The organism is Lacrimispora sanguinis (genome assembly GCF_044987295.1).
Classification (GTDB): Bacteria; Bacillota; Clostridia; order Lachnospirales; family Lachnospiraceae; genus Lacrimispora; species Lacrimispora celerecrescens_B.
Map to the genome: position 1 here is coordinate 4,418,639 of NZ_CP173277.1, position 13,688 is coordinate 4,432,326.

A 13,688-nucleotide genomic window follows, 5' to 3' on the forward strand; every position below is an offset into this window, starting at 1 on the left:
GACATGTTTACAGCCAAGATGATGGATTCCGTAAAAAAGGTCGAGGCCACCAGAAAAGAGCGGATGGAGACTGAGCCCAGGAGAATGACGGCCGAAGAAAAGGAAAAGCTGCTGAAAGCCTATCATCCGGATTATAAAGAGGAAGAGTTTGCCATACTGAAGGCAGGTCCTAATAAGGGAGAAAAGGTGCCCAGAGAACTGGGAGTCCTTTTGCAGGCCAGGAGCCGGATCAAAGACACTGATGTGGATTTATCATCTCCGGATTATGATACGGACGTTCTGATCATCGGGGGAGGGGGAGCAGGCAGTGCAGCTGCCATTGAGGCTTCTAGGGCAGGAGCAGAGGTATTGATCGTCACGAAGCTCCGTCTGGGGGATGCCAACACCATGATGGCGGAAGGCGGAATCCAGGCTGCTGACAAAGAGAATGATTCCCCCCAGATCCACTACTTAGACGCCCTGGGAGGAGGACATTTTGCCAACCGTCCCCAGCTTTTAAAGAAACTGGTCATGGAAGCTCCGGGGGCCCTTAAATGGTTAAATGAGCTGGGAGTGATGTTTGACAAGGACAAAGACGGGAACATGATCACCACTCACGGGGGCGGCACTTCCAGAAAGCGGATGCACGCTGCGGCTGACTATACGGGTGCGGAGATCATGAGAGTGCTCCGGGATGAAGTATTAAACCTCCCGATTTCCTTAGCTGATTATACCTCTGCCATTGAACTCATTTTAGATGAGGAGGGAAGAGCGGCGGGAGCAGTTCTTATGAATATGGAAACAGGAGAGCTTTTAACAGCCAGGGCAAAAACCGTAATCCTGGCCACAGGGGGAGCAGGACGGCTCCACTATCAGGGATTTCCTACCTCCAACCACTACGGGGCCACGGCCGACGGCCTGGTTTTGGCTTACCGGGCAGGGGCAAAGCTTCTCTACCAGGACACCCTTCAGTACCATCCCACGGGGGTGGCTTTTCCGGAACAGATTTATGGGGCTCTGGTCACAGAAAAGGTCCGTTCCCTAGGCGCCATGCTGGTCAATGCCGGAGGAGAGGCTTTCATGCACCCCTTGGAGACCAGAGATGTGTCCGCCGCCTCCATTATCAGAGAGTGTGCAAACGGGAAAGGGGTTGTCACTCCACTTGGGAAGGGGATCTGGCTGGATACTCCCATGATCGATTTGATTCATGGGAAAGGAACTCTGGAAAAGCGTCTTCCCGGAATGCTGCGAATGTATTTAAAATATGAAATCGATATGAGAAAAACCCCTATATTGATCTATCCTACCCTTCATTACCAAAACGGCGGAATCGAGATCGGCGCGGATTGCCAGAGCACCATAGAGAATTTATTTGTGGCAGGAGAAGCGGTGGGAGGGATTCACGGAAGGAACCGTCTTATGGGGAATTCTCTTCTGGATATTATTGTTTTTGGCCGCAATGCCGGAACATGTGCGGCCAGACGCGTGAAAGACATACATACAGGGAAGCTTACTTTGGCACATATCAGAGAGATGGAAGAGGAGTGCCAAAGGGCCGGTATTGTCACGGATAAAATTTCCCCGCTGCTTTTGCCAAAGTATGCCAGAACAGCGGGGCAGCTATAAGAAGGAGGAAGCCCCCTGCGGGGATACCTATATGCCCTCGGGATTCGCGCTTTAGAGGGGCGCTTACCCTGGGGCAGGCTCTGCCCAAAAAGCATGGGCAAGAAGGAGGAAATATGAGAGAAATATCAGTAAAGACATTGATCGATGTAGTAGAAAAGCTGTGCATTGATGCAAATCAGTACTTACCGGAAGATGTGAAGAAGGCAATCAAAACCTGCCGTGCCTGTGAGGACTGGGACATTGCCGCCGGGGTTCTTGACAATATTATTGAGAACTTTGAAATTGCAGAAAGGGAAGATGTTCCCATCTGTCAGGATACGGGCATGGCCTGTGTGTTTCTGGAGATCGGCCAGGATGTCCACCTTGTGGACGGGGACTTGACTGAAGCAATCAATGAAGGCGTGCGCAGAGGCTACGAAAAGGGATTTTTAAGAAAATCCGTCGTAAAAGACCCGGTAAGGCGAGGAAATACAGGGGATAACACTCCGGCTTTAATCTATACGGAAATCTTTCCGGGAGACCAGGTGAAAATTACGGTAGGACCCAAAGGCTTTGGAAGCGAGAACATGAGCGCACTCCGCATGTTCAAGCCTTCAGCGGGTCTCCAGGGAATCAAGGATTTTATTCTGGAAACCGTATCCGCCGCAGGTCCCAATCCCTGTCCTCCCGTTGTAGTGGGCGTAGGGATTGGAGGCAGCTTTGACAAGGCAGCCCTATTGGCGAAAAAGGCTTTGATGAGAGATTTGGATTCCTCCAATCCGGATCCTTACTATGCGGATCTGGAAAAAGAGATGCTGGAAAAGATCAACCTTCTGGGAATCGGTCCCCAGGGCTTTGGCGGAAAGACCACTGCCATTGGAGTAAACATTGAAACCATGCCTACCCATATCGCAGGCATGCCCTGTGCCATCAATATCAACTGTCATGTGACACGCCATAAAACGGAAGTAGTCTGAATGTTTTAGAAAGACTCAAACGGTGAAAGACGCACGCCGCTGTTCCTTACTTTTTCGTGCCGCAGGCGTCAGCGGCGGATTGGAGATAAAAATGATAAAGCATATTACACTGCCTTTGACAAGAGAATTGTCTAAAACCCTTCACGCAGGAGATACGGTTTATCTGACCGGTGATATCTACACTTCCAGGGACGCCGGGCATAAGCGTATGTGTGAGACCCTTGCAAAAGGGGAAAAGCTGCCCTTTGATCCCATGGATGCCACGATTTATTACGTGGGTCCTACGCCTGCAAAGCCGGGTCAGGTAATTGGGTCCGCGGGCCCTACTACCAGCGGCCGGATGGACGCCTATGCTCCTACTATGATATCTGTTGGAGCCAGGGGAATGATAGGAAAAGGAGCCAGGCAGCCGGACGTGGTGGAAGCCATAAAGAAGTATGACGGTGTTTATTTTGGCGCCATCGGGGGAGCAGGAGCGTTGCTTGCCAAATGCATCAAAAAGCTGGAACCCATCGCTTATGAGGATTTGGGAGCAGAAGCTTTGTGCAGACTTTATGTAGAAGAAATGCCTTTGGTGGTTGTTATTGACTGTGAAGGAAATAATCTCTATGAAGATGGGAAAAATGCTTATTTAAAGTCAAGAAAATGATAGAAGTGACATGGCAGCTGCCTATTGATGAAAAAACAGCGGTTTCTGTTATATAGGAACTAATGTTTTTAAATAAATTAAAAAATACAGGAGGTAATTATGGGAACCAAAACAAACATTGTGGATTGGAAGACAATTACGGATTTTGTAGTGGATGCATTTAAGGGGTATGGGATTCCGGAAGAAGATGCGAAAGTCTGTGCGGCTGTATTGCTGGAGTCTGACAAGAGGGGAATTGAATCACATGGGGTAAACCGCTTTAAGCCCATTTATCTAGACCGTATCAAAGCAGGTATCCAGAACCCGGTAACAAATTTTGAGATAGTAAAGGAAACAAAAACCACAGCAGTAGTAGACGGCCATGACGGCATGGGCCAGGTAATCGGCGTAAAATCCATGAATATGGCCATTGAGAAAGCCAAAGAATATGGCATGGGCATGGTGGTTGCCCGCAATTCCACCCACTACGGCATTGCAGGCTATTATGCGACCATGGCTTCCCAGGCAGGCTGTATCGGAATTACAGGAACCAACGCAAGGCCTTCCATCGCTCCTACCTTTGGAGTGGAAAATATGCTGGGAACAAACCCTCTTACCTTTGGTATGCCTACGGATGAAGAATTCCCCTTTGTGCTGGACTGTGCGACTTCCATCACCCAGAGAGGCAGAATCGAATACTATTCCCGTATCGGCAAGTCCACTCCTTCCGGGATGGTAATCGGACGGGATGGCCAGCCTCAGACGAATTCAGACCAGATTCTTTCGGACTTAAATACAGGAAAAGCGGCCCTTGCACCTTTAGGCGGAATCGGTGAAGAACTGGCAGGTTACAAGGGATACGGCTATGCAACTGTGGTTGAAATTCTTTCCGCAGCTTTGCAGCAGGGTAATTTCTTAAGAGCTTTAACCGGCATTGGGGAAAAGGGAGAAAAGGTTCCCTTCCACTTAGGCCACTTCTTCATTGCCATTGATACGGAAGCCTTTATGGGCCTGGATTCCTTTAAAAAGACATGCGGCGATATTCTTCGGGATCTTCGCGGTTCTGTCAAAGCTCCAGGGGAAGACCACATTTATACGGCAGGTGAAAAGGAGTATCTGGTATGGCAGGAGCGCAAAAACAGCGGAGTGCCGATCAATGATGCAGTGCAGAAAGAGCTTATTAAGATCAGGGATGAACTGGGACTAAGCCAGTACCGGTTCCCATTTGAATAAAAAGTATTGCCATTTGATTATTTGCCCCTTTCAGGCAGATGAGTGTAATAGTAAAACTCGTTTGCCTGGAAGGGGACATTTTTGCTTAAACCGATGGACCCTTGAATGTCTGGTTGCTCTTTTCTGTCTTCCTATGTTAGAATAGGTAGGAGTTTTTATTAACTGATTCTAAGGATTAAGAAAGCTGGAAGAATGATGTATTGTATGAGTGTAAGCCATAAAAAGGCTTCTGTGAATATCCGGGAACGGTTCGCCTTTTGCGAAGAAGAGAAGGTAGAATTTGTAGAACGGCTGATGAAGAAAGAAGCGGTGACCGGTGTAGTTGTGCTTTGCACCTGTAACCGAAGTGAGATTTATGTTTCAGGAACTAAGCAAGCAATCGGGGAACTACAGCGGGAAGCTGCTGATTTTAAAGGAATCCGGTTGGAGGAGCTGCTGAAATACTTAAATATCTACAGCGGGGAAAGTGCCATCGGACATTTATTTAAGGTTGCCTGCGGATTTGATTCCATGGTTCTTGGAGAAGATGAGATATTAGGGCAGGTAAAATCGGCCTATGAGATTTCTAAGAATCAGGGAGCGGTGGATTACGAAATGAATGTGCTGTTCCAAAGGGCGTTTGCCTGTGCGAAACGGATCAAGACGGATACTAATTTATCCAGGACGCCTCTCTCCATTGCAACTTTAGTAGCCAATGAGGTGTTCCGCTTTGAAAAAGAGGGCGGAGAAAAGAATGTAATGGTGATCGGCATGACCGGTAAAATGGGAAACACGATAACAAAAAATATATTAAGCAAGCCTGGAATCCATGTCACCGGCACAGTCAGAAGCCATAAGTCCGATCTGACGATGGAGGTAAAGGGGGACCGGGTAAAGGTTGTGGATTACAGAGACCGCTATCAGTACATGGATGAGATGGACATTGTTATCAGTGCCACTTCGGGCCCTCATTACACGGTAACCTGTGAAGAACTGTCAGAGCAAGTAACTCCGGGAAAAAGGAGGCTGTTTATGGATGTGGCCGTTCCTGTGGACATGGACCCTAAGATTGAGGAAGTGGAAGGGCTGACTCTTTATAACATCGACTATTTTGAAACACTTTCAAAAAATAACACGGAAATAAAATTAAAGGAACTGGACCGGGCAAACGTGATTATGGAAGAGGACTTAGATGGAGCCATCAAGGAGGTGGTGTTCCATCCATATATCCGGAGAATGGAAGAGCTTAAGAAAGCATTTGCGGGAAAACGTCTGGATACGCTTCTTTTTGAAATCCGGGATCATGTATCTAGTGAGGAGTTAAAGGTGGTACTTAAAACCCTGGATGGCCTGGAAAGCTGGATTAAGGAGGGATGACCATGGCTTATTTCCCATTTTTTGTTGATATTGAGGGGAAAGGGTGCTTGATTGCAGGCGGAGGAACGGTCGCCTGCCGCAAGGCTTTGACACTTATGGATTATGGCCCGGATATTATTGTTGTATCTCCCCAGGTGACTTCCGAGATGGAACGGCTGATAAAGGAGAGTTGGGGAAAGCTCACATGGAGATGCCGGGAATTTGAAGAATCCGATCTGGAGAACATGGATTTTGTAATAGCAGCAACTTCCGATGAAGGATTAAACCGGCAGATATCCAACTGGTGCAGGGAACGGAAGATTCCGGTCAATGTGGCAGACATTCAGGAGGAGTGCAGTTTTATCTTTCCGGCTCTTATAAAAGATGGGGGGATCACGGTGGGGATTTCCACGGGAGGAAGCGCTCCGGCCCTTGCCCATTATCTAAAAGAGAAGCTTAAGGAAGCCATTCCAAAGGGACTTGGCGGCCTGGCTAATCAGCTAGGCTCTTATAGGGAAATGGTAAGAGAACGGGTGAATTCCCACCATGTCAGAAGGTCAATCTTTAGTACTATGACAGAAGAGGGGATCCGCCAGGGAAAATATACCAGAGAACAGGCAGAAGAACTGATAGAAAGGAAGCTGGCGGAGCATGAGAAGTAATACCATTCGCATTGGAACAAGAAAAAGCGCTTTGGCCGTAGCCCAGGCAAACCTGGTAGCTGAGGCTCTTAAAAGGACAGGTACCGGTCTGTCGGCAGAATTGGTATTAAAGCAGACAGAAGGAGACCGGATTCTTGACAAGCCGCTTTTGGAATTTGGAGGAAAGGGCGTGTTTGTAACGGAATTTGAGCAGGCCCTTTTGCGTGGTGAGATTGATTTCGCAGTCCACAGCGCCAAAGATCTGCCCATGGAGCTGGAAGAGGGACTGGGAATTGTGGCAGTTTTAGAGCGGGGAGATCCCAGGGATGTACTGGTGACACCTGCTTCCAGCGATCTTTCCGGAAAAAAGGAAATCATAATCGGAACCTCCAGCTTAAGAAGGAAGATTCAGATAGAAGAGATTGGAACGGCCATGTGGCCGGGAGCTTTGGTTCGCTGCGAGAATCTAAGAGGAAATGTACAGACCAGGCTTTCAAAACTCATGGAAGGCTCTTATGACGGCATTCTATTGGCAGCTGCCGGATTAAAGCGGCTGGGACTTTGGGAAGATAGTCGGTATGATTACCATTGTTTTGATTGTGAGACCTTTATTCCAGCCGGAGGCCAGGGGATACTAGCAGTGGAAGGACGACTGGATTCCGGTCTTGAAGCGGTGGTAAAGCATATTGAGGATGAAGAAGCCAGGATGTGCCTTTCTTTAGAACGGAAAATATTAAGGCATTTAAATGCCGGCTGTCATGAACCCATCGGCGTGTATTCCAGAATCAAAGGCGGGGATATGGAAATTCTTGGAATCAGCAGAAGAGGGGAAGAAATCAAGCGGATTCATCTTTGGGGAGAAATCGGGGAACTTGACAGGCTGGCGCGGCTGGCCGCCGATGGTCTTGCGTAATAAGGAGGATGCTATGAAGGAAACAGGAGTCGTCTATCTGGTAGGGGCAGGTCCCGGAGATCCGGGGCTCATTACTGAAAAAGGGTTATCAAGGCTGCGGATATGCGACGCAGTGGTTTATGATTCCCTTCTTTCTCCCCGTCTTCTTGATGAGGTACCGGAGCAATGCCGGAAAATCTATGTAGGAAAACGCTCCGGGTGTCATTCCATGAAGCAGGAGGAAATTAATCAGCTTCTGGTAGAACTGGCAAGGGAAGGCCTTTCGGTTGTGAGGCTAAAGGGAGGGGATCCCTTTGTGTTTGGCAGAGCAGGGGAAGAGATCATGGCTCTTTCTGATGCCGGGATCCCTTATGAGGTAGTTTCAGGGGTTACCTCTGCGGTCGCAGCCCTGGCAAGTGCCGGGATCCCGGTAACCCACCGGGCGGTCAGCAGAAGCTTTCATGTTATGACCGGACACACTCTTTCAGAAGAAGGATCACTTCCGGCTGACTTTAATGAATTTGCCAGACTTTCCGGCACATTGGTTTTTCTTATGGGACTTCATAACTTATCCCTCATCGTAAAGGGTCTTTTAAACCAGGGAAAACCAGGGGAGACGCCGGCTGCGGTCATTCAAAACGGAACTCTTCCCGGAGAGAGAACCGTCCGCGGGACCATAGAGAATATTGAGGAAAAGGTGCTGGAGGCCGGAATAGAAAGCCCTGCCATTATTGTAGTGGGAGAGGTGGCTTCCCTTGACTTTTCGGCTACGTTAAAACAGCCCCTGGAGGGATGCCGGATTGGAGTAACAGGAACAGACTCCTTTACAGGAAGGCTGAGAAAACAGCTGGAATCTCTGGGAGGAATTTCGGAAAACATTTTAAGCCTTTTGGTGGAATCCCACCGAAAGGGAGAGGAAATGAAGGAAGCATATAAAAAGCTGCCGTCCTACACTTGGATCGTATTTACCAGCGCCAATGGAGTAAGGGAATTTTTCCGTGGGCTTATGGAATGGGGGTATGATTACCGTTCTGTGGGTCATGTAAAATTTGCCGCGGTCGGAAGGGGAACAGCCGATGAACTGCTGCGGCACGGTTTTTCTGCGGATTACATTCCGGAGAAATATCAGGTACAAGATCTGGCGGCAGGCTTAAAAGGCTTGATTTCAGGAAAAGACAGGCTTTTGATCCCCAGGTCCTTGAGGGGATCTAAGGAACTGAATGAGATTCTTGATGAAACCGGAGTCTCTTATGATGACATTGCGCTCTATGATGTGGCCATAGCAGGTCTGGAGTCGGTGAGAAGGGCGGAAGCTTTAAAGAATTTGGACTATCTGACCTTTTCAAGCGCTTCCGGCGTAGAAGCCTTCTTCCGGGAGGCAGATGAGGAGATAAAGGAAGCACTGGAAGGCCTTAAAGTGGTCTGCATCGGGGACATTACAGCAAAAGCCCTTATAGAGCATGGGAGAAAGGCAGATATCATTGCCGGGGTTTACAGCATTCAGGGATTAACGGAAGCCATTTGTCGGGACTTGAAAGAGTAAGTAGGAGATGATTCATTGGATACATCAATAAAGAATGCAGAATTGAAGAATAAGAATCGGTTTTTAGGATTTGTGGATGTCTATGATCAGGCCAGGCCGGAAATGCCGGAATATCCGATCGAAATCATAACGAAATATTTAAATAAAAAAGCAGGTATTGTCGTTGACTTAGGCTGCGGTTCAGGCTTATCAACCACTGCATGGAAAGACCATTGTGAGGCCGTCATCGGTATTGAACCAAGTGATGATATGTTCCGGATTGCCAATAAAAAAACAGACAAAGCCATTTCGTTTAAGAAGGCTTTTGCCCATGAGGCAGGTTTAAGCAGTGATTGTGCTGATGTTGCAATATGTTCCCAGTCCTTTCATTGGATGAACCCGGAATTAACTCTGGCAGAAGTAAACCGCATCCTAAAGGCTGGCGGCATATTTGCTACGGTCGATTACGACTGGCCTCCTGTCTGCAAATGGGAGGCTGAAGTCGCCCACAAGCAACTATTTTATAAAGTCAGCTGCCTGGAGGACGAACATAAGGATTTGAAGGATGCTTATATCAGATGGGATAAAAATAAACATTTGTCTAATATCGAAAAAAGCGGCTATTTTCGTTATCAAAGAGAAATTGTTTTTGCAAACAGGGAGCTTTGTGATGCCAAACGATTGATCAGCATGACTTTAAGTCAAAGCGGACTCCAGAGTATCATAAAATATAAGCCTCATCTAATTAAGAGTCCCCTGGATGAATACGTTGAGACGATACAGCGATTGTTTGCCGGTGATACGATGGAAGTGGACTTTTGTTATCGCATGCGCCTGGGGATTAAATAATCATGTTTAACCGGTAACGAAACCTGTCTGCCGGATTGGAAAGGAGTCAGTTAGAATGAAAATAGAAGAATCCAAAGTATTATTTGAAGAATCAAGGGAGTATTTCCCGGGCGGGGTCAACAGCCCGGTTCGTGCTTTTGGCTCCGTGGGAGGAGTGCCGGTCTTTGTAAAACGGGCGTCAGGCTCTCATATTTACGATGAGGATGGAAATGAATACATTGATTACGTGAATTCATGGGGACCATCCATTCTTGGGCACGCCTATGGACCGGTAGTGGATGCGGTGAGAGAGGCCTGTCTTGACGGCTTATCTTTTGGTGCGCCTACCAGAAAGGAACTGGTTCTGGGAACGCTTATCAGGGAGTGTATGCCTTCCATGGAAATGATGCGTATGGTAAGTTCAGGAACAGAAGCGGTCATGAGTGCGATCCGCGCGGCAAGAGGCTATACGGGAAGAGATAAGATTGTTAAGTTTATTGGCTGCTATCATGGACATTCCGACGGACTTTTGGTTAAGGCTGGATCCGGTGCATTGACGGAATCTGCACCGGACAGTGCCGGTGTACCGGCCTCCTATATCGAACACACCTTATTAGCCAGGTATAATGATGAGGATTCTGTCAAAAAGCTGTTTTCGGACTTTCCCGATGAAATCGGAGCACTCGTGGTGGAGCCGGTGGCAGCCAATATGGGGCTTGTTCCGCCAAAGCCTGGTTTTCTGGAATTTTTAAGGGAAATCACGGCAAAGTATGGAGCGGTTCTCATCTTTGATGAGGTCATTACCGGATTTCGTATGGGGCTTGGAGGAGCGCAGGGATATTACGGTGTTGTTCCTGATATGACAGCCCTCGGTAAGATTGCGGGCGGAGGAATGCCCATGGGAGTGTATGGAGGAAAAAAGGAGATCATGGAGGTGGTTTCTCCTTTGGGTAAGGTTTACCAGGCCGGAACCCTTTCCGGCAATCCTATTGCAACGGCAGCCGGAATCGCAACCATTAAGACCCTGATGGAGAAGCCGGAAATCTATCCCACTCTGGAAGAAAAGGCAGGAAAGCTTGTAAAAGCATTGAAGGAAACTCTTCCGGAAACCTGGGTGAATCAGGCTGGTTCTCTTTTCAGCGTGTTTTTCACAAAAGACCAGGTGGTGGATTATGATACAGCTCTGGCTTCCGACACGGTTAAGTATGGTACTTATTTTCATTATCTATTGGAGCATGGTATTTACACGGCTCCATCTCAGTTTGAAATTTTGTTTCTTTCTGCGGCACATACGGATGAGGATATTGAAAAAACCTGCGGCATCATAAAGGCGGCAGCCGGAATTATTTCCTAAAAACGGTAAAATAAAGCTTTGGAATAGCTGGGTAACAGCAGTTCCAAAGCTTTTTCAATTTTTAAAGGGATAACCGTGCATTTTACCATATAGATTCTAAAAGTTACATAAATTGTATTAACATTTTCCGCAATCGCTTGATAAATAGCTAGATTTGGTATATTTTAATCTCATAGGAGGCTGAATGTATGGACTATTTAGTTGTATATACAAGTAATACTGGAAATACTCAGAAGGTAGCTATGAAAATATTTGAAACCCTTCCCGGGAAATCCAAGGATATTGTCAGTCTGGAGGAACTGCACGGAGAAGAAGCAGATACTTATTTTGTAGGATTCTGGAATAACCGCGGAACCTGTAAAACAGAAGTGCTTGACCTTCTTTCGGATCTCCACGGCAAACGGGTGGCTTTGTTTGGAACCTGCGGGCTTTCTGGAAATAAAGAATATTTTAAACAGGTGGAAAAGCAGGTTTCTGTATTCCTGCCTGATGATAATGAATATCTTGGCTGCTTTATGTGCGGTGGAAAGATGGCTCCCCAGATTCTTGAAAAGTACAGGCAGATGCAGGCGATCCACGATACTCCCCAGATCAGGGCCATGATATCCGCATATGAAGATGGGATGCTGCATCCCAACGAACAGGATTTTAAGGACGCGGAAGAATTTGTAAAATCGGTCCTCAGAGAGTAACAAAAGAAAAGGAGGAGCATTATGGGTTTGAAAGATGATGGCAATTCACAAAAAAATCAGAAAAAACCGTTTATATTTTATTACGTAATTGTTTTATTAGTTATGATATTGTTCAATGCATTGACGGTTCCCTGGATCCAATCCAAGTCCGTGACTGAGGTTCCCTACAGCACGTTTCTTGATATGGTGGACCAGGGGAAAGTTCAGGCAGTTGCAAAGACGGAAACGGAGATCCAGTTTAAATCCGATACCGGTAAAAAGGACTGGGAAGGCAAGCCTGTGTACGATGTATATAAGACCGGCCTGTGGCAGGATGAAACACTTACCGAACTGCTGAGAGCCCATGACGTTTCCTTTGAAAAGGCGATTGTAGAGCAGATGTCCCCCTTGCTTTCCTTTTTGCTCACATGGATCATTCCGATCCTGATCTTTGTATTCCTGGGGAATTTTCTGTCCGGGCAGATACAAAAGAGGATGGGCGGCGGAAATGCCATGACCTTTGGTAAATCAAATCCGAAGATTTATGCGGAATCCGAGACCGGGAAGACCTTCCGGGATGTGGCAGGCCAGGAGGAGGCAAAGGAAGCGTTAAAGGAGATTGTGGACTTTCTTCATAATCCTCAGAAATATGCGGATATCGGCGCCTCCCTTCCCAAGGGTGCCCTGTTAGTAGGCCCTCCCGGAACCGGTAAGACACTTCTTGCCAGAGCGGTTGCAGGGGAAGCACATGTTCCGTTTTTTTCCATATCAGGTTCCGAATTCGTGGAAATGTTTGTGGGTATGGGTGCGGCAAAGGTCAGGGACTTATTTAAGCAGGCCAATGAAAAGGCCCCCTGTATCGTATTTATTGATGAGATTGATACCATAGGTAAAAAACGTGACGGAGGCGGTTTTAGTGGAAATGACGAGCGGGAACAGACTTTAAACCAGCTTTTAGCTGAAATGGATGGATTTGATGGAAAGAAAGGTGTTGTCATATTGGCTGCCACCAACCGTCCGGATTCTCTGGATAAAGCCCTTTTAAGGCCGGGCCGGTTTGACCGCAGGATCCCTGTTGAGCTTCCTGATCTTAATGGCCGTGAAGCCATATTAAAGGTCCACGGAAAAAATGTAAAACTTTCCGATGATGTAGATTTTCGCGGAATAGCACTTGCCACGGCCGGGTCCAGCGGCGCGGAGCTTGCAAACATCGTAAATGAGGCGGCGCTCAGGGCAGTCCGGCTGGGAAGAAAGACCGTAACTCAGAGAGATTTAGAGGAAAGCGTAGAGGTTGTAATTGCCGGATACCAGAAAAAGGACGCCTCTGTCAATTCCAAGGAAAGGAAGATCATTGCCTATCATGAGGTAGGGCATGCGCTGGTCGCTGCCTGCCAGAACCATTCGGCGCCTGTTCATAAGATCACCATTATTCCAAGAACTTCCGGCGCACTGGGTTATACCATGCAGGTGGATGAAGAAGAACGCCACCTGTTGACAAAGGAGGCTGCCTTAAGTAAGATCGCCACCTTTACCGGAGGAAGAGCGGCAGAAGAGCTGGTATTTGATACGGTCACCAGCGGTGCTTCCAATGATATCGAACAAGCCACCAGGATTGCCAGGGCTATGGTTACCCGCTACGGCATGAGCGATGAGTTTGATATGGTGGCCCTTGAGACCGTGACCAACCAGTATCTGGGCGGAGACACCACCCTTGCCTGTTCCCCTGAAACTGCAAAGCAGATCGATGATACGGTAATCAGAATTGTAAAGGAGCAGCACCAGAAGGCCTTAAATATACTTAAGGACAATGAATCAAAGCTCCATGAGATCGCAGAATATCTTCTGGAACGGGAAACCATAACAGGAGAAGAGTTTATGAAAATCGCAGGATTTGATTCCGCTGAAAACAAGGAAAGTGAATAGGCAAACTTTTGGAAAGAGTGTTTGCCTGCCTGGTGGTCATAAATTAATTGTAAAAATGTTACAAAAAAAATGAAAAATTGTTTTACATTTTGGTAGATTA

General features: G+C 47.4%; 12 protein-coding genes. All 12 read left to right on the top strand.

Going from position 1 to position 13,688, the window contains the following annotated elements:
• Positions 1 to 3 precede the first annotated feature (3 nt).
• The 12 genes from ACHZES_RS20540 (at position 4) to ftsH (ending at position 13,588) form a co-directional block, all read left to right on the top strand.
• Positions 4 to 1,605: an FAD-dependent oxidoreductase gene (locus ACHZES_RS20540; RefSeq protein ID WP_395546443.1), complete on the top strand. Its 1,602-nt coding sequence runs from the start codon at positions 4 to 6 to the stop codon at positions 1,603 to 1,605.
• 113 nt (positions 1,606 to 1,718) lie between these two features.
• Entirely contained in the window at positions 1,719 to 2,561 is an 843-nt protein-coding gene (locus ACHZES_RS20545; protein ID WP_395546444.1) for a fumarate hydratase, read from the top strand.
• 91 nt (positions 2,562 to 2,652) lie between these two features.
• Positions 2,653 to 3,210, top strand: a complete 558-nt coding sequence (locus ACHZES_RS20550) for a Fe-S-containing hydro-lyase (RefSeq protein WP_038277241.1) — start codon at positions 2,653 to 2,655, stop codon at positions 3,208 to 3,210.
• 99 nt (positions 3,211 to 3,309) lie between these two features.
• A complete protein-coding gene (locus ACHZES_RS20555; protein ID WP_395546445.1) occupies positions 3,310 to 4,422 on the top strand; it encodes an Ldh family oxidoreductase in 1,113 nt (370 codons plus the stop codon).
• 204 nt (positions 4,423 to 4,626) lie between these two features.
• Positions 4,627 to 5,778: a glutamyl-tRNA reductase gene (gene hemA, locus ACHZES_RS20560; RefSeq protein WP_395546446.1), complete on the top strand. Its 1,152-nt coding sequence runs from the start codon at positions 4,627 to 4,629 to the stop codon at positions 5,776 to 5,778.
• 2 nt (positions 5,779 to 5,780) lie between these two features.
• Entirely contained in the window at positions 5,781 to 6,419 is a 639-nt protein-coding gene (locus tag ACHZES_RS20565; protein WP_154523352.1) for a bifunctional precorrin-2 dehydrogenase/sirohydrochlorin ferrochelatase, read from the top strand.
• A complete protein-coding gene (gene hemC / locus ACHZES_RS20570; RefSeq protein ID WP_395546448.1) occupies positions 6,409 to 7,311 on the top strand; it encodes a hydroxymethylbilane synthase in 903 nt (300 codons plus the stop codon). The genes ACHZES_RS20565 and hemC overlap by 11 nt, the downstream gene beginning before the upstream one ends.
• 13 nt (positions 7,312 to 7,324) lie before the next feature.
• A complete protein-coding gene (gene cobA, locus ACHZES_RS20575; protein WP_395546449.1) occupies positions 7,325 to 8,833 on the top strand; it encodes a uroporphyrinogen-III C-methyltransferase in 1,509 nt (502 codons plus the stop codon).
• A gap of 15 nt (positions 8,834 to 8,848) precedes the next feature.
• Positions 8,849 to 9,661: a class I SAM-dependent methyltransferase gene (locus ACHZES_RS20580; protein ID WP_395546451.1), complete on the top strand. Its 813-nt coding sequence runs from the start codon at positions 8,849 to 8,851 to the stop codon at positions 9,659 to 9,661.
• A 55-nt stretch (positions 9,662 to 9,716) separates the two neighbouring features.
• Entirely contained in the window at positions 9,717 to 10,994 is a 1,278-nt protein-coding gene (hemL, locus tag ACHZES_RS20585) for a glutamate-1-semialdehyde 2,1-aminomutase (RefSeq protein ID WP_395546452.1), read from the top strand.
• Positions 10,995 to 11,182: 188 nt separating this feature from the next.
• A complete protein-coding gene (gene bilS, locus ACHZES_RS20590; protein ID WP_038277255.1) occupies positions 11,183 to 11,686 on the top strand; it encodes a flavodoxin family protein BilS in 504 nt (167 codons plus the stop codon).
• A 21-nt stretch (positions 11,687 to 11,707) separates the two neighbouring features.
• Positions 11,708 to 13,588 carry an ATP-dependent zinc metalloprotease FtsH gene (gene ftsH / locus ACHZES_RS20595; RefSeq protein ID WP_395546453.1) on the top strand — a complete coding sequence of 627 codons (1,881 nt, stop codon included), beginning with the start codon at positions 11,708 to 11,710 and terminating at the stop codon, positions 13,586 to 13,588.
• Positions 13,589 to 13,688: the final 100 nt, after the last annotated feature.